Below are 18,205 nucleotides of genomic sequence, written 5' to 3' on the forward strand. Positions count from 1 at the left end.
CTCTTAATAGACCTTTTTTAATGGGTACACCAAACTGACGCACAGCGTCTAATTCAAGCGCATCTGCACGTTTTCGAATCTCGGTATATGGAATGTCTTCTGCATATTCTTGCTGTGCCAGTTTAAGCGCACTCGTTGCACTTAGCCCCAAACAAGCCATAAGATAAGCGTCTGAAAACTCAACCCCAATCAGCTCTTTCGATGCTTGTTTGAGTGTTTGAAAACGCAATCGTTCGGTATCAAACATTGTGCCATCCATATCAAAAATTGCACCATGAACAATATTGTTTTTAAACTTGAGCATTGAAAATCCTATGTTATTAATGTTTGGCATAAGCCTATACAAAAATAAAACTAAATTACGAAATGTTAACTTATGAAACAATTTTGATTAAATATTAAGCACAAAAGAATCTTTTTAACTCTTATTTGTATCAAATGAATGTTGTTATGTAACTGAACTGTAATTATTGGCAGAATATTGAGACCTATTACACATTTAGATCGAATCAAAATCATGTTACCGAGAACATTAAACTGGAGACATTTCTTTATTTAAACTGCAATCAGGTATAGCTCATTGAAATAAATATCGGTGAGGTGAAGTATGAAAATAAATCAAAATTAGGTTTTAAAACCTATAAAAAAACCTGTCATTTGACAGGTTTTAATGCGCTGATCCAGTAAAAATTATTCTTTATCATCAAATTTTTTTATTTCGACAATATGTACTTTTTCAATTTTATGACCATCCATCGTGACCACTTCAAACTCATAACCATCGGCTTGGAGTTTTTGACCATTTTCAGGTAAATGACCTAAATGGAACAGAATATAACCCGATAATGTTGAATATTGTTCAGAATCATCGACCAAATCACGCCCTAATAATAATGAAACATGGCGAATATCGGTTGAACCTTCAAGAATAAGTGAACCATCTTCTAGACTTTCTGCGGCTGCTTCAAGTTCATCCTCATCAGGGAATTCACCAGCAATCGCTTCCAATACATCAATAGGTGTGGCAATCCCTTCAATTGAACCATATTCATTTAAGACAATCGCCATTTGTAGCGGTGCTTGACGAAGCTGTTCCATCACCATGAGTACTTGCGCGTTTTCATGCACAATCACAGGTTCACGCAAATGCTTTTCAAAATCTAAAATGCCTGTTTCAATATAGTCATTCAAAACCTTATGGGTCAGAACCACACCTGCAATATTGTCTAATTCACCTCGTGCAACAATTAAGCGAGAATGCGTCATTGCCATTAAATGTTCTTTGATCGAAACAGCATCATCATCTAAATCAATCCATTCCAGCTCAGGTCTTGGTGTCATAACGGACTTCACAGGACGCTCTGATAGGCCTAAAACCCCCTGAACCATAACACTATGATAGACGCCATTTTCAGGGTCAAACATCTCATCTGCCAATGCTTGAGTTGCAAGAACATTGTCTGGTTTATGGTTTTGACTATCTGTTGCACTCAGACTTTTACCGCCTAACATTCTCATCACAGCAGAGGCTGTGCGGAAGCGCAAATCGGTTGTAGTCACGGTCTTTTCTTGGTTTTTACGCATGGTTTGGTTAAAGAACTCAATCATGACGGAGAAACCAATCGCAGCGTATAAATAGCCTTTTGGAATATGATAACCAAAGCCTTCTACAATGAGAGAGAAACCAATCATCATCAAGAAACATAAGCATAAAATTACAATGGTCGGATGCTTATTCACAAATTCCATGAGCGGCTTAGAAGCCCATAACATTACAGCGACAGCAATCACGACAGCAATCATCATCACGGAAAGTTGCTTCACCATACCCACAGCGGTGATAACACTATCTAAGGAGAAAACTGCATCTAAAACTACAATTTGAACAATCACCATCCAAAATGCAGCATGTACTGGATTTTCTTCTTTGATCGGCCCTTGCCCTTCTAATTGTTCACGAAGTTCCATTGTCCCTTTGAACAATAAGAATACTCCACCAAACAGTAATATAAGGTCACGCCCAGAAAATGCATGGTCAATGATATAAAATAACGGCTGCGTGAGGGTAATCACCCATGCGATGGATGCCAATAACACCATCCGCATACACAATGCTAAGAGAAGCCCGATAATACGTGCTTTATTACGCTGCTCAGGCGGTAATTTTTCCGCAAGAATGGCAATAAATACGAGGTTATCTATGCCTAAAACAATTTCTAAAATGACCAAAGTCGCAAGACCAACCCATGCAGATGGATCAGACATCCATTCGAGTATCATTGATCTAACTCCATTGCATTTAATTCTGTTTTTGCTTTAAAAATAGAAGATGTGAAGTTGGACTTCAGCAGATTTTGTACTTTTATTATGTCGAAAAATTGAGCACGTTCTAAGCGACTACAACCACTACCCATGTTGATTCATTTGTTGATAAACAAGCGTTCAGTATAGGCAATTCAAATAAAAAATTCATCTTTTTTATGTTGATTTATATGACCGAACGGAAGCTGAAACGATACAAAAATTTGCATATTTAAACTGTAATGACCTGCTATTGTCATATTGTTGTCTTAGATCAACCTTAGAGTAGTGTCAAATAAAAGAACATGATAAGTTAAGGTGAAAAAATAATTTATGAATAGTGTATTGCCTGTAATGATGAATGAATCTATTGAACTCAACCAACCTACTCAAAAAACAACACAGACCCTCATCGCGCTTTATTGTGGTTCACGATTTGGCAATAAACCCATTTATAAAGAAAAAGCGATTCATCTTGCACGAAGTCTTGCAGAGCAAGGTTTTGGTATCGTCTATGGTGGCGCAAGTATTGGTTTAATGGGACAAGTCGCTGATACCGTGACTGAGTACGGTGGCGAAGTGGTCGGTGTTATTCCTGAGTTTATGTTGGACTATGAAATTGCCCATAACACATTGACTGAACTTCACATTGTACAAACCATGCATGAACGTAAAGCCATGATGGCAGAACGTGCCAGTGCTTTTGTCGCATTGCCAGGTGGTCTAGGTACTTTCGAAGAAATTTTAGAAGTTGCGACATGGGGGCAATTAAATCAGCATCAAAAACCGATGATGCTTTATAACGTTAATGGTTTTTATGACGCGATGATTGCACAACTTGATCACGCTGTAGCAGAAGGTTTTTTACCTCCACAACATCGTGCCAAGCTGATTGTCTGTAACCATGCAGATCAAATTATCAATGCAATTAAAAACTTAGCTTCCCCGAAACAGTTTATTGCATAAGTATTTTTGAATTCTATTTTTTTGCTTAGAATGCCCTTATAAAAAGGGCTTTTTTATTTCTAAATCAATATTTTATCATTATCAAAGATCACTACATTCGATTTTTTCTAAATGCGTTCACGCCAATGATCGACTGTCAGTTAATGTTGAAACATTTGCCAACCATAAATCAAAGCTGCTGCTGCAACACCCCAACACGCTGTTGCAACACTTAAACAAGACCATATAGAGAGTTTTGTTGCTAACAAATACACCAATAGCAAATAAATAAAATAAGGAATTAAAGACCATAAACCAAATAATGCTGTTTGTTTTAAGGCCTCAGCACCTCTTTCTTGTGCAACAATAACATGGGCAATTAAAGCAAAAGTAGGAAATAAAGGCACCAAACCTGCGATGTAAAATGCCTTACTTTTTGAAAGTATTGAAATCAGTAAAACAACCGCAGCACCTAAAACACATTTCAAAAATAACGACAGCATTCACAAACTCTGTACTGGTAGAAGTAACAGAGTTTACGCCAACTCTAAAAAATTAAAATCAAATTCAATCGAAACTTACTGCAATTTAAACGGTAATCATTAAAAACGATGACGCAGTTTATTACGATAGATAAATGCAAAACAAGCAAATACAAATGCAATACCCAAAGCCCAAATCAGTTTTAAATTGGAACGGGTCATACTCATATCTGAGCGGTAGGTACTTTCAGAAATCATCGGTTTGACTGAGTTTGTATGGTCTGTAATCAGAACCCGATTAAAATCTAACTCATTCAATTGCGCAGGTTTTTCACCTTTACCTACCAAGACATAAGCCGCAACAATATTAAAATCAATCGGATTCTGAACAGCTATTTTTACTTTAGTCGCTTCATAACTATTGTACTCAGGAATCCAATCATTCACTTGGCTATAAATACGAATCGTGTCTTCATCTTCCAAAATTGGATCTTCAATTTTTTGTTCTGTTTCTTTTTCAATAAATTGTCTTAATTGTTTAAATTGGTTAAGTGAATAATAATGTGTCTCAGGTAAATCTTCTGCGACCAATTGTTTGCTAATCGTATGCTCACTGGCATTGGCTTTGTTTAATAAACCTTGATTTTCAATTAAGAAATCAACTTTAGAAGTCGGCCCTGGGTAATTCTGCTTCCCAATCAAATACACTGCTGTCCAAATTTGGTCGCTCGCTTGGACATTATCCAAAACAACTTCGTAACGTTGCTCAGGTTTTATTTTTAGAATTTGTTGAAATACGACTTGTGAGGTTTCATCAGCCAGCACATAGCTAGAAAATGTACAACAAATCACCACAATGATTTTCCGTATATCCATTTCCCACCCCACAAATGTGATTTTATTGACATATTTTACACAACTAACACCCTGTATCACAACAAAATTGTCTAACGATTATGCTTTTTTACATGAATAATGAATTGAAACCTCTAAAAAAAATTTTTGACAATACAACAACATTGCTCAAGGAGCCAATATTTATATTTAACAGGCGAATCAATTCACTTCATATCTATGAATAAATTTACATAATCCAAGATGCAATAGACTAATTTAATTAGAGTTTCTAACAGTAATTTAATCTAATAGACTTACTATTGATGATTACTGAAAAGTTGTATATCCCTATTTTTAAGTATTTTATTTTCAATTTAAGTCAATATATGCGTCATAAAATTGATAGAAAATGCACTCAAATATCTAAAACCCCTCGTGGAGTGTTAAAAGTAATAAGTATTGATCATCATCCCTGAAGACCTTAGCTCTACTCGAACGGATAACTTGGTGCTGTCTATTTTAATGAATAAATGTTTGTTCTCATTCATTAAAAGAAAGGAGAAAATATCAACAGGTAAAATTGTTTAAATTTTAAATAAAACTTTAATTAACAAATTGTTATAATCAATGATCATTAGAGTCATGTGTTTTTCGTCATTGAAGAGACACAAATTGTCGCGAAAAAAATATTTTTTACAGCTTGAACAAAATTAAAGCGCTATCATATACCCCCATAATTTGTACAATTTCGAGAAAGTTTTATGAGCCAAAGCCATATCCGTATTCGAGGCGCACGAACCCATAATTTAAAAAACGTGTCACTCGATATTCCACGCGACAAGTTTGTGGTAATTACGGGACTATCAGGCTCAGGAAAGTCGTCACTGGCTTTCGATACTTTATATGCAGAAGGTCAACGTCGTTATGTAGAATCTTTGTCGGCCTATGCACGTCAGTTCCTATCACAAATGGAAAAACCCGAAGTTGATTCGATTGAAGGTTTAAGTCCTGCAATTGCAATCGAACAGAAGTCAACAAGCCATAATCCACGCTCAACCGTGGGAACCATCACAGAAATTTACGATTATCTACGTTTACTTTATGCACGTGTGGGTACACCGTATTGCCCTGAGCATGATTTGCCGATGGTCGCGCAAACGATTTCTGAAATGGTCGATGCCGTTAAATCCCTTGAAGAAGGGACTGCACTCATGTTACTCGCCCCTGTCGTACGTGAGCGTAAAGGTGAGTACAGTAATCTATTTGAACAATTACAGAGTCAAGGTTTTGTACGTGCACGTGTCGATGGCGAAGTGATTGATATTGATACACCACCTGAATTGGATAAAAAGAAAAAACACACCATTGAAGTGGTGGTCGATCGCTTTAAAGTCCGTGATGATTTAGGTAATCGTATTGCAGAATCTTTTGAGACTGCACTGCGCTTAGGTGGTGATATTGCTATTTTATCTTGGATGAACGGTGAACATCCTGAGCGTGTTTTTTCAGCAAAACATTCTTGTCCTCAATGTGACCGTGCAGTTGCAGAATTAGAGCCTCGTCTATTTTCATTCAATAATCCTTTTGGTGCCTGCCCTGTCTGTGATGGTTTAGGAACACGCAGTCATTTTAGCGCTGAAAAATTGATTCCAAGTCCTGATGTATCGATTAGCCAAGGTGCAATCCGAGGTTGGGACAGACAACGTCCATATTATTACAGCATGATTCAAAAGGTAGCTGAGCACTTCGGCTTTTCTTTAGACACACCTTGGAATGAATTGGACGCAGATACCAAGAAAAAATTTCTATACGGTACAGGCAAAGAAAAAGTTGATTTAAGTTATATCGATGAACGTGGTCGTAAGCATAATCGTGTACAACCTTTTGAAGGGATTTTGCCACATTTAGAGCGTCGTTATCGTGAAACAGAGTCAAATTATGTCCGTGACGATTTGGCACAGTATTTGTCTAATGCGGCTTGTGATGCCTGCGGTGGATCTCGTCTGAATGAAATTTCACGTCATGTTCGGGTTAAAGACAAAACCATTGCCCAAATTACCAAAATGTCGATTGGTGATGCAGAAAGTTATTATCAAGATTTAAATCTTGATGGTGCAAAAGGTGAAATCGCCGATAAGATTTTTAAAGAAATTCGTGAGCGTTTACATTTCTTAGTTTCTGTTGGTTTGAATTATTTAAGTCTTTCTCGTTCAGCCGAAACCTTGTCTGGTGGTGAAGCACAACGTATTCGTTTGGCTTCGCAAATCGGTGCAGGCTTGATGGGTGTGATGTATGTACTTGATGAACCATCGATTGGTCTGCATCAACGTGATAATGATCGCTTGCTTGATACCTTAGTTCGTTTACGTGATTTGGGTAATACTGTTTTAGTCGTTGAACATGATGAAGATGCGATTCGTGCAGCAGATCATATTATCGATATTGGCCCGGGTGCAGGTATTCATGGTGGTCATGTGATTGCTGAAGGGACATATGATGAAATCCTTGCCAATAATGAGTCACTTACGGGTCAGTATTTATCAGGCAAACTGAAAATCGAAGTCCCGAAAAAGCGTACTGAACCACCAAAACCTGAAGAACAAATTAAACTCATGGGTGCTGCGGGTCATAACCTACAAAATGTAGATTTGGTCATTCCTTTAGGTGTGATGACCTGTGTTACGGGTGTCTCGGGTTCTGGAAAATCAACACTGATTAACCGTACTCTATTGCCTTTGGCTGCTACACAGTTGAATGGTGCAACCACTTTAACTGCTGAAAAGTTTGACTCAATTGATGGTCTACAATTCCTTGATAAAGTGGTTGATATTGACCAAAGTCCGATTGGGCGTACACCTCGCTCTAACCCTGCCACTTATACGGGTTTATTTACCCCGATTCGTGAATTATTTGCGCAAACACCTGAAGCCAAAGCACGTGGTTATGCTGCGGGACGTTTCTCATTTAACGTGAAAGGTGGTCGTTGTGAAGCCTGTGAAGGTGACGGCATGATCAAAGTCGCGATGCACTTTTTACCTGATATGTATGTCCCATGCGATGCATGTCATGGTGAACGTTATAACCGTGAAACTTTAGAAGTGGGTTATAAGGGTAAGAATATTTCTGATGTGCTAAATATGACAGTTGAAGATGCTATGCATTTCTTTGATGCGATTCCTGTGATTCACCGTCGTTTAGAAACCTTGAATCAAGTCGGTTTAGGCTATATTCGTTTAGGTCAGTCTGCAACGACACTATCTGGTGGTGAAGCACAGCGTGTGAAATTGGCACGTGAATTGGCCAAACGTGATACGGGTAAAACGCTGTACATTTTGGATGAGCCAACCACAGGTCTACATTTCCACGATATTGCAAAACTTTTAGATATCCTGCATGAGCTACGCAATAAGGGCAATACCATTGTAGTCATTGAGCATAATTTGGATGTGATCAAGACTGCGGACTGGGTGATTGATTTGGGCCCTGAAGGGGGTGCAGGTGGCGGAATGATTATTGCGGAAGGCACACCTGAGCATGTGGTGAAATCTAAAATTTCGCATACGGCAAAGTTTTTGAAGCCGTTGTTGAAGTAATACGATTAATCCTCCCCTTGCGGAGCATATCCTCACCTTTAAAAAAGAGGGATGAGCAACACTGCTGCGCAAGGAATCTAAAACAATTTTAGATTCTCAATTGTTCCCCCTCTTTTCCTTGCGCCATATATGGCTCAGGGTTAGGGGAGATTAAAAATCATGAGTAAAATTGAATTTATTAGGGGATAAAATGCGCTTTTCAGAAAGAAATGGCTATAAGCCTATTCGTGAAATAATTCAGAAGAACTCAATAAATATGGATTTAAAAAATGCTTTGTGGAATACGATTATAGTATGTATTTTTAACAAGTACTCTTACCATTTTGGTGCCCGAAGTCGTCCTATTATTGGAAGTAATTTAGAATCTTTTTTTCAATTACTATTTCATAGTTTTTTCAAGAAAAGAATTGACCAAATTCCTTATTCTATAGAAGCTACTATTGATGATATCGATACTCTATTTTTCAAAAAATACCAATGGTATGAAATTTATGATTTTATTGAGGCTTGCATTGAATACTTTCCTTTTCAAGATGATAAGGACTCATTTAATACTCTTCTCAATGATTGCCTACAAATAGAAAATTCAGCTTATCGAATTATCAACAATAAAGTCACAGAAATCACTTCAGAGCAAGAAATAAAATCCATTGAGGAAGCTTTACAAAATACAAATCCATATTCAGGCGTACAACAACATCTAAATCAATCATTAAAATTGATGTCAGATCGTCAAAATCCTGACTATCGAAACTCAATTAAAGAATCGATTAGTGCTGTTGAATCCATTTGCAAAATCGTAACTCAAGATGAGAAAACTACGTTAGGTCAAGCTTTAAAAATCATTGAAAATAAATATGGATTACATGAAGCTCTAAAGAAAAGTTTAAGTCAACTTTATGGTTATACATCAGATGCTGATGGTATCCGCCATGCTATGCTCGAAGAATCTAATTTAAGTTATATCGATGCCAAATTCATGTTAGTAGCATGTACCAATTTCATTAATTATTTGATTGAGAAAACAAAATAATACTTAGGGGTAAAACGACTTACTCCTTATTAACCTAAAATTATTCAGTTACTCTTATCATTTTAAAGACGTAACATCGGTTACTAAGAGTTCCATTCAATAAATCATCAACATCTAAAAAATGCCTCCCCCACCTTTACAACAAATTGCATTTTAAAAATTATTTAATAATATGGTGATCTACACTAAAATAAGAGAGTAGAAATGAAAATCACTAAAATTTTTCAAACAAGTCAAAAACAAGTTATTAGATTGCCTAAAGCTTTTCGTTTTAATGACATTGAAGTCGCGATTAAAAGTTTTGGCCGTGGTGTGTTACTAATGCCTATCGAAAATCCTTGGGACATTATGTTAGAAGCAGTGAATGAGTTTGAAACTGGATTTCAACTTGAACGAGCTGATCAAGGTGAACAAGTCCGTGAGGATTTCAAATAATTTAAGTACAGCCCTTAAAAAACAAATACAAATTTCTCAGTTGAAACCAAATTATTCAGCCTCTCTAATCCTTTCAGCCAACTTCGCCAACGCTTCATCATCCGCTCGCTGAAAATCATGCGAAGAAATATAACCCTCGTACTGCTCAAAATATTTATCAACATTCGAGTTCACAGCTTGCCAATTTTCATGTACTTGTTTAGTACCATGCATGGGAAATAATTTGGCATGCACATGATCTACACCAAAACCTTCAAACACCATCGCAGTGCGCCCAACATCGTCAAAAAAGCTATCTAATTTTTTGGCAACTTTCTTTGAATACAAAACCAAATCGCTCAATACATCATCGTCCAAATCAAATGCATAACTTGAATAATGCTGTTTCGGAATCACCACAGTTGCGCCTAAAGTATTGGGAAATATGGTGAGGAATGCCATAAAATTATCATTACTATCAATCAGATGGTGTGGCAATTCATTTTTTATAATTTTGCAAAATATACAAGACTCACTCATTTTTTATCCTATACCAATAGAAAAAATTCTAATTACTCAAACCATATAAATTAGCTGTCATCCGACAACTTTATTTCTACCCTGCGTTTTTGCTTTGAATAAAGAAGCATCAGCGCGACTAAACAAAGCTTCCCAATTCTCAGCTCCTGTCGCCACCCCAATGCTGACAGAAACTTTTAATTTTTCAGATGATGCAGGCAAAGCAATCTGTAACCGAGAAACATCGGCCAAAATGCTTTCTGCAATTTGTAAAATCCAATTGCGTTCAGAATTAGCAATTAAAATTAAGAACTCATCACCACCAAAACGCACAATTAAATCTGTTTGAGAAATATTAGCCTTTAAACATTGCGCAATTTCAACAATAACCAAATCACCTAAAATATGTCCAAATTGATCATTCACACGCTTAAAATTATCAATATCGACAATAATTAAACTGAGTTTTTGAAACTGATTGGGCTTGGCTTGTGCATTTTTGAGATAAGCTTCTAATCCCAAACGATTAGAAACACCACTTAAACTGTCTGTATTGGCAATATTTTTTAACTGAAACTCAAGAATATCTCTTTGTCTCAACATTTCTTTTAACTTATCAATCGCATCGGTTAAATTATATGCTTCTTTATTTTGCGAAACGACAATATCAGCTTGATCACGCTCATAGATTTGAAATAATTCTTCAATCATATGTTGAGCCTGAATTAAAGGCTCAAATAATTTTCTCCGTGTATACAGCATGGTAAAAAATGCGACAGTGAGCAATAAAATAGAAATAAGCAAAATAAGAAAGAACTGGTGTTGTGCTGACTGCATTTGTCGCTGAGCTTCTAAACTATGCATTTCCAGTAAATAAGCTTGTAAATCGATAATTGAAGTAAATTTATCCACCATTGCATCAGTAACTTGATTGGCATTTAATGAATAAGCTTGCTTATTTTCACTTTGTAGTATGAGTTGATTGACGATCGGAAGTGCTTGATCAATAAAACGAAGTTTTACTTGTTCATGTAATTCAAGATATTTTGTTGTTTTCAATGATTCTGGCTGTATGGTATCCATTAATCGCCATAAATATTTCACTTGTTCCTGTGTTTGTAATGAACGAATTTTATTAAACTCTGGAATAGGTTCTGCAAAGCTCAAAGGCGCCATAATATTAGACGCTACCCGACCAGCTTGGTCTCGCAAATCCGCTAAAATCAGGACAATAGAAGCATAGTCCGTCACTTCACTATTTTTTTGTTTTGAGTCAATAATGAGTTGTTGCAATATAGCTCTACAACCATCCCAAGCATGGAACATATCACGAATAGCGTGATCCATGACTATGGATTTACGTGCATCTTTTGGTGTGGCAATATAGCTATCCACCTGTTTACGTGCAAAATTTAAATCATTTCTGAGTTGCACATCAACTTGTTTTGCCAATGCAGGAAAACCTGCTTGCTGCAAAGTGTGCACAGTTAAATCTATCTGCTTATTCACCCCCTCACGATACTCTTTTAATTCTTTGATTCGGATTGGCAATTCTTCCCTACTACTTGCCATGGCTTTATTAGAAGGTGCCCTTTCACGAGATATTTTATTCGATGTTTCGGCAAATATACGCAAATTCTGAATATCGACCAATGATCGATGTAATTTCACGTATTCTTGATAACTTTGAACAATTTGAGGAATAGCAATTAATAACACAGACAAAATAATAACGAACATGAAAATGAGCAGGCGTGCGCTAATCTGTTCTGAACGTAATTTCTGCTCCATCTTCACGGTTCCATTGGAAGCTGTATTTTTGATCAACAAAAAACTTATCACCTTAATCTTACAAGATATTTAGACAGATGTTGACTAAAATTTTTAAAATTAAAAAGAATGACTATTCACTTGATGACCCAACCAACAATTGAATGAAAAATATACATTCAAACCATAATATTTTTTCTAAATTTTCACACTAAACTTAAAAAAAAAGCCTGCTTTCATCCACTTATTTAGTGTTTCAAATTAGAATCGTTTTTTCAGATAACAAATATAAGAAATTAACATTTTACATATAAGTAGAATGTACATAGAATGGAAAAACAAATAGAGATACAAACGAAATATCACTATTTGAAAATACACACCTTTTTATGCCCAGTTAACCCCCAATAAACTGGGCATTTTTTTAATTTTAAATCTATCTTAGATAATAGAACAATCCTAATTTATCCAATATATCTAATGTCAGTTGTTTTCTTTGAGCAGGATCATCGCCTGAATGCATTTGCATATTTAAAGCAAAAGCAGTCACTGTTCCATTAGGCTGTTCCACCCAACCTGTATACCAACCCACTTGCGGTTCAACGTCCATCCCCCAACCACTTTTGGCATAGAGTTTGGTGTCACCACGGCTTTCGATATACAACATCTGTTTGACTTGTTGTTGTACGACTGGATCAAAAGCCAATTGTTTCATCGCCAATTGGTAAGCAAATCGTGCTTCTTGCTCAGGTGTAATCTTTAATGGCCCAACAAGCCAAAAGTTGTCGACTTGTGCCCCGATTTGAGCATTGCCAAAATGCAGTCTTTTAACTTCTTTCTGCATCAAATCCAAGCCAATACGCCTTGCAAGCTCTTGATATACGGGAACTGCCGAAGCTTGCATCGCCTCTGCCAAAGTCATATCTTTTTCCCATGTCGGGAATAAACGCTTTTCACCCTGCCATTTAAAAACTTCTGTATGAGTTGCTTTTTGATACTGCAAACCAATCAGCGCATTCAGCATTTTAAATGTCGATGCTGGAATATATTGGGTTTTTGCTCTGTTTAAATCATTGCCATAGCTTTTTAATTGCGAACCATCATAAGTGACAAAGACTGCTTGAGTATGAGCTTGATTAAATAATAAAGGAATTTGTTGTTGCCGATCAGAGAGAGGACTTACATGACTAGATTTTGAATCATACATACAACCTGAAAACATCAGGCTCGTTAGTAGCGTGCAGATATATAGCTGAATTCTAGGTTTCATTACAGTAAGTTACTCTGATGAATAAGGACTTATATTCTTATCTTACTCTCAAATATTAATTCGATATTTTGTATTTTTTTAAATTGTATATCATTCCACATTTACTTTTGCATCATTATGATGCAAAATGCACTCAATTAGGGCGATTTAGTTTTATTTATCAGCAAAAATAGCTAAATCTTCCTCAGGTTTTGGCGAAAAATCCCAAATTTGAATAAAATTTGGGATTTTTTTATGATAAAAATCATACAATTATTAGCATCATAAAAATTCTAAATATATTCAAAACATGACATTCAAAATGATTATTTTGCTTTTATTTATCTATTAAGTATCAATTTTTAGACAAAAAAAACTCAACTTTGGGGAAAGTTGAGCATATAAACTTTAAAACTGGGAGAAAATTCTTTTAAACCAGTGAACTTTCTTGATCAATTATGTGAAATATATCTAACATTGTAAAGATGATTAAACAAATAAATACCGAATGAATTATCGAGATTTTATATTATTTAGATTTAATTATCATTTTTGTATTTTTATATAGAATAACTCACTTATTGTGCCTAAAATAGGCGAAAGCATCATAAATAATGATCATTAAATAACAGCCTCAATTGTTAATACCAATTAATAAACACAAAAACAACAATAAAACCAATCTTAAAATTTTATTTTTTGTCATCATTTTTTAACAAAATGTATTTTAGAACGATTTTATTTAGTTGTTATGATTCATTTTTTTATGGGTTGACTTTAAATGATTCGAATGCCTATTTTTCAACCACAATTTTTCTGAGTATTTCTCAAGTCTTCAATGTCCTTAAACATCATTGACTTAATATTTTGTTACAATACAATGCCGTGTGTTTCACCAATTTATCCTCTTGGAAAAGATTATGAAAAAACTCGGTTTAGCCACTGCTCTATTATTAGCCATGACCGGCGCTCAAGCATACCAATTCGAAGTTCAAGGTCAATCAGAGTACATCGATACGACTGTAAATGACAAAGACTTTACTGGTGGTCTTCAAGGTACTTTCTACTTCAAAGATGTTGACTCTTCAAAAGGTCCATTGGCTGAAGCGGCGTTCTTAAACCAAGCATCTAACCTATCTTTAGCGTATAACTACGGTGAATTAGGTTCAAATGGTATCGACGTTATTGCACATAACTACGGTGCAAAAGCAGAAGCTTACCTTCCTACACCATACGTACCTGTATACGCTAGTGCTTCTTATAGCCATACTATCCTTGACAGCAAGAACGACAATGCTTCTGATGATCAAGGCGATCGTTATGCATTAGAAGTTGGTGCTTTAGCAACAAACAACTTCTTAGTTGCTGTTGGTTATACAAGTGCTGCTGACCAAGCTGCTATTGATGCATTCAACGTTATGGGTAACGGCGTTGCTAAAGCAACTGCTGAAGCTGTAACGATTGGCGAAGACCAAGATGCGATCACTGCACGTACTAAATACGTTGGTGGTATCGATGGTACAAACATGGCTGTTGGTTTTGAATCTGGCATTATCTATGGTGATGCTACTGCATACCAATTGAAAACAGATTTGTATTTAAATCCTAAACTAAGCGTTGGTGCTTCTTATGCTGCTTCTAGCTACGAAGGTACACCTGATTCAGCTTGGGGTGCAAATGTAAACTACTTCATCACACCTGCAATTGCTGTAGGCGCAAGCTATGTAAATGCGAACTACCAAGCAAATAAAGGCGAAGCTGTTGATTTTGCTGGCGATACGCAAACTGTTGGCGTAAATGCTAAATTCCGTTTCTAAGCGATTAGAAATTGAAGAAAAATTTGTTATCAATCTTTTTGAACACTATAAAACTCGATTGAGATCATCAATAGTTTTATATTTACAATAGATTGATAAAAAAGCCCCAACTGAATTCAGTTGGGGCTTTTTTTATGCTCATCTCAAAAAATACATTTCATACATGAACATTTAAAATATATTTAAAAAAAATATTCCCGTATTTAATCAATCTTATTTCTTGACCTGACTGCTGAAATGAAATCATTAATTAGAAAGAATGCATCGCTTGCAGATGGATAGAGCGCCTCAAATTATTCAATCACCAAAAGCAAAGAAGAGATACTGTACTTTTGAAGATTGAATATTCTATAAAATGAATTTAATTTCTCACGATATTTAAGAAATATAAATGACGTTCGTATTGATCGATAATATCCTGTAGTAAGTCTTCCTGTGTCCACTCCATGACATCGTAATTCTGCCCACCCTCTTTTAAAAAGACTTCTGCTTGATAAAAATCATCACTCACTTGATGTTGCTCATTTATCATAAAACTAGGTGCCACCGTTTTTCGGGCAATCACTTTGTAAATAAAATTAAACTCATCATGGTGATCTACACTCAATTGAACACCATCTTCTACAGGGTTAATGAGGACATTCAAATTACGGCGTTTAAATTCAAAACGTACACTTTCAAAAGCTTGAATCACATCATGTTGAATATAGTGCTGCACTTCGACCAAACTATGTGGGTAATGCATGATCAAGCCTAAACGCTGTTGCCAACTGCGTGGATTTTGCACAGCTCGCGGTGTGATCCTTGCTTCTTGCAAAGCCTGCATTTTGGTCACATCTAAGCGTAAAGCTTTGAGTAATCCCCAACACAATAACAACATGATCAGTGTAAATGGTAAAGCACTCATCATCGTAGCGGATTGCAGTGCGCCCAAACCACCGACCATCAAAAGAATGATGGATAATACAGCCATTAATGCTGTCCAAAACAAACGTTGCCATATCGGTGAGTGTTCAGTTTTAGCGGTTAAATAATCTGCAACCAAAGCACCAGAGTCAGCAGATGTGACAAAAAATAGAATCACCAAAACTGTCGCAATCAGGCTGGAAATAGTTGCAAATGGTAAATGAGTTAAAAACTCAAATAATGCAACTGATGAATCTTTTTGTACTGCGTCGATTAGCCCGACTTGCCCTTGTTCAAGGATACTGAATAATGCGGCATTGCCCATGAAACCCATCCAAATCAGGGTAAAACCTGTAGGAATAAGTAACACACCAACAATAAACTCACGAATCGTACGCCCTTTAGAAACTCGAGCGATAAACATACCCACAAATGGTGACCAAGAAATCCACCATGCCCAATACATGATCGTCCAACCACCAATCCAACCATTTGATTGATAGGCATATAAATTAAAGGTCATTGTGAAAAGATTGGAAATATATTGCCCAGCACTTTGAATGGTGGCTTGCAGAATATAAATACTTGAACTGGCTAAGAATACAAAACCCAATAGTAACAATGCCAATATCAAGTTGAGCTCAGAAAGGCGTTTAATGCCTTTATCTAAACCTAGAAAAACCGATAACGATGCTAAAATACTGACAAAAATAATCAATAAAATTTGACTAGAAATACTATTTTCCCAGCCAAATAAATAATTTAAGCCTGAATTAATTTGAGTTACACCAAAGCCTAAAGTCGTGGCCACACCGAAAACCGTACCAATCGTGGCAAAGGTATCAACAGCATCGCCAATAGGGCCATAAATGCGTTGACCAATAATTGGGTATAAGCCCGAACGAACTTTGAGTGGTAAGTGATAACGAAACGTAAAATAAGCCAAAGTCAAACCGACGATGGCATAAATTGCCCAAGCATGCAGCCCCCAGTGAAAAAAGGTAATCCGCATCGCTTGTTGAGCAGATTGAATGGTTTGTGGATCACCTGTAGGCGGATTTACATAATGCATAACGGGTTCAGCCACCCCGAAAAACATTAACCCGATTCCCATACCCGCGGTAAAGAGCATCGCAAACCATGACGCATTACTATATTCAGGTTGACTATGATCAGGACCAAGTTTGATCTTACCCATATCAGATAAAGCGATCACAACCAAGACAATCAGAAACACAGCGACTGATAATACATAAAACCAACTAAATGATGTGGTAATCCACTGGTTCATTTGCTGAGTGATCAGCTCAAACGCATTCGGCGCAAAAATAACAATTGCTAGAAAAAGTGCAATAATTCCAACAGTACTTAAGAAAACATTTGGATTGGCATTCGCAAACCAAGTTGTTTTTTTGGAAGGCATATTTCCCCCAGTTTTTATATTCAACGGACAGACTTGTTAAAGTCGAAAAGGCATTCACAAAAGTGAAAAAAGACGAACCCTGTAGAACAACAATTGGGTTCGGGTCTATTATAATTTAGATGACAATTTTCAGCAGTTTAGTAAGTGTAACAAGATTGCAACACTATTCTTTAGGTCGAATTTTTATATATTGCAATGCGACTAGTCGCGAGACAATCAACGCAAAATACATTACACCACAAAACATTTGTAGCATCGCAATCACTCGTGCCGCAGGTGCAACAGGCATTAAATCTGACAACCCTGTTGCAGATTGCAAACTGAAACTTAGGAATAGAAGATCTAACCATGTTTGATAATCAGCAACATGATTGGGATTTTGGAAGCTTTGCGGAACAAGTAATTGGCAAATGCTGTATAGAAAAGCAAATCCCCATGAAATTAATGTAAAAACGGCACCCGCAGCAAACAGCTCATCTTTGGTTAGATAACGATCTGCAAACATATAACGGATCAAACCATAAGCTGCACAAAAATAAGCTGCCGCTTCAAAGCAGTGCGTAAAGACCTGTAACGTAATTGAATGAAATCCAATTAACATTAAAAAAGATAATAAAAAAGCACCTGTCACAAAGGTTAAACCTAACACCGTATATGTTGGGGTTTGGCGAATCACTTTGGCAATAATTAATAAGGCCAAGACCCCCAATAACCATGTGAAAATTTGATAGCTTATACTGTCGTTGATATAGACAGATAAGATTAAGATAAACAATTGCACCAGCAGTAGCCATGCTGAGGGTAGTAATTTAAAGCCTTTCCAAAATTCGATCACTGAACGCATATTTCTAGATTCTGTTTGTTTTTATCGTTTAAGAAGCTAACACATTTGGCAAGCGACATGAATCATTTTAAA

Annotated in this window: 14 protein-coding genes; 5 read left to right on the top strand and 9 right to left on the bottom strand. The window is 36.3% G+C overall.

From position 1 onward, the window contains the following. Together D7V20_RS06155 and D7V20_RS06160 are read right to left on the bottom strand one after the other, a co-directional pair. The coding region (locus tag D7V20_RS06155) for an HAD hydrolase-like protein (protein WP_171407772.1) at positions 1–304 on the bottom strand (304 nt) is incomplete at its 3' end. Positions 305–690: 386 nt separating this feature from the next. Next, positions 691–2,280 (bottom strand): TerC family protein, encoded by a 1,590-nt coding sequence (locus tag D7V20_RS06160; RefSeq protein ID WP_120383436.1) that lies wholly within the window; start codon positions 2,278–2,280, stop codon positions 691–693. Between the two features lie 354 nt (positions 2,281–2,634). Between D7V20_RS06160 and D7V20_RS06165 the strand changes: the two genes are divergently transcribed. Then, positions 2,635–3,267, top strand: a complete 633-nt coding sequence (locus D7V20_RS06165) for an LOG family protein (protein ID WP_120383437.1) — start codon at positions 2,635–2,637, stop codon at positions 3,265–3,267. Between the two features lie 140 nt (positions 3,268–3,407). Here D7V20_RS06165 and D7V20_RS06170 read toward each other — a convergent pair whose 3' ends face one another. Beyond that, the gene (locus D7V20_RS06170) at positions 3,408–3,749 is read right to left on the bottom strand and encodes a GlpM family protein (RefSeq protein ID WP_120383438.1); all 342 of its coding nucleotides are present in this window, start codon (positions 3,747–3,749) and stop codon (positions 3,408–3,410) included. Between the two features lie 99 nt (positions 3,750–3,848). Next, positions 3,849–4,604 (bottom strand): hypothetical protein, encoded by a 756-nt coding sequence (locus D7V20_RS06175; protein WP_120383439.1) that lies wholly within the window; start codon positions 4,602–4,604, stop codon positions 3,849–3,851. Positions 4,605–5,326: 722 nt separating this feature from the next. Between D7V20_RS06175 and uvrA the strand changes: the two genes are divergently transcribed. The 3 genes from uvrA (at position 5,327) to D7V20_RS06190 (ending at position 9,626) form a co-directional block, all read left to right on the top strand. Further along, positions 5,327–8,158 (top strand): excinuclease ABC subunit UvrA, encoded by a 2,832-nt coding sequence (gene uvrA, locus D7V20_RS06180; RefSeq protein ID WP_120383440.1) that lies wholly within the window; start codon positions 5,327–5,329, stop codon positions 8,156–8,158. Between the two features lie 190 nt (positions 8,159–8,348). Beyond that, entirely contained in the window at positions 8,349–9,191 is an 843-nt protein-coding gene (locus D7V20_RS06185) for an AbiJ-NTD4 domain-containing protein (protein WP_120383441.1), read from the top strand. A 204-nt stretch (positions 9,192–9,395) separates the two neighbouring features. Continuing rightward, on the top strand, positions 9,396–9,626 hold the full coding sequence (locus tag D7V20_RS06190) for an antitoxin (RefSeq protein ID WP_120383442.1): 231 nt from the start codon (positions 9,396–9,398) through the stop codon (positions 9,624–9,626). Positions 9,627–9,677: 51 nt separating this feature from the next. Here the strand turns inward: D7V20_RS06190 and D7V20_RS06195 are convergent, their stop codons facing one another. The 3 genes from D7V20_RS06195 to blaOXA all read right to left on the bottom strand — a co-directional run bounded on the left by D7V20_RS06195 (position 9,678) and on the right by blaOXA (position 13,101). Beyond that, complete coding sequence (locus D7V20_RS06195; protein WP_120383443.1) at positions 9,678–10,145, bottom strand: HIT family protein; 468 nt, start codon at positions 10,143–10,145, stop codon at positions 9,678–9,680. Positions 10,146–10,202: 57 nt separating this feature from the next. Then, a complete protein-coding gene (locus D7V20_RS06200) occupies positions 10,203–11,915 on the bottom strand; it encodes a GGDEF domain-containing protein (RefSeq protein ID WP_120383444.1) in 1,713 nt (570 codons plus the stop codon). A 415-nt stretch (positions 11,916–12,330) separates the two neighbouring features. Further along, entirely contained in the window at positions 12,331–13,101 is a 771-nt protein-coding gene (gene blaOXA, locus D7V20_RS06205) for a class D beta-lactamase (RefSeq protein WP_407923930.1), read from the bottom strand. Positions 13,102–14,063: 962 nt separating this feature from the next. Between blaOXA and omp33-36 the strand changes: the two genes are divergently transcribed. Then, positions 14,064–14,960, top strand: coding sequence for a porin Omp33-36 (omp33-36, locus tag D7V20_RS06210; RefSeq protein WP_120383446.1), 897 nt, complete (start codon positions 14,064–14,066; stop codon positions 14,958–14,960). 361 nt (positions 14,961–15,321) lie between these two features. Here the strand turns inward: omp33-36 and D7V20_RS06215 are convergent, their stop codons facing one another. Both D7V20_RS06215 and D7V20_RS06220 read right to left on the bottom strand, forming a co-directional pair. After that, on the bottom strand, positions 15,322–17,289 hold the full coding sequence (locus D7V20_RS06215) for a BCCT family transporter (RefSeq protein ID WP_120383447.1): 1,968 nt from the start codon (positions 17,287–17,289) through the stop codon (positions 15,322–15,324). Between the two features lie 163 nt (positions 17,290–17,452). Beyond that, complete coding sequence (locus tag D7V20_RS06220; protein WP_120383448.1) at positions 17,453–18,133, bottom strand: ion channel; 681 nt, start codon at positions 18,131–18,133, stop codon at positions 17,453–17,455. Positions 18,134–18,205: the final 72 nt, after the last annotated feature.

The sequence above is a fragment of the Acinetobacter rongchengensis genome (assembly GCF_003611475.1).
GTDB lineage: Bacteria > Pseudomonadota > Gammaproteobacteria > Pseudomonadales > Moraxellaceae > Acinetobacter > Acinetobacter rongchengensis.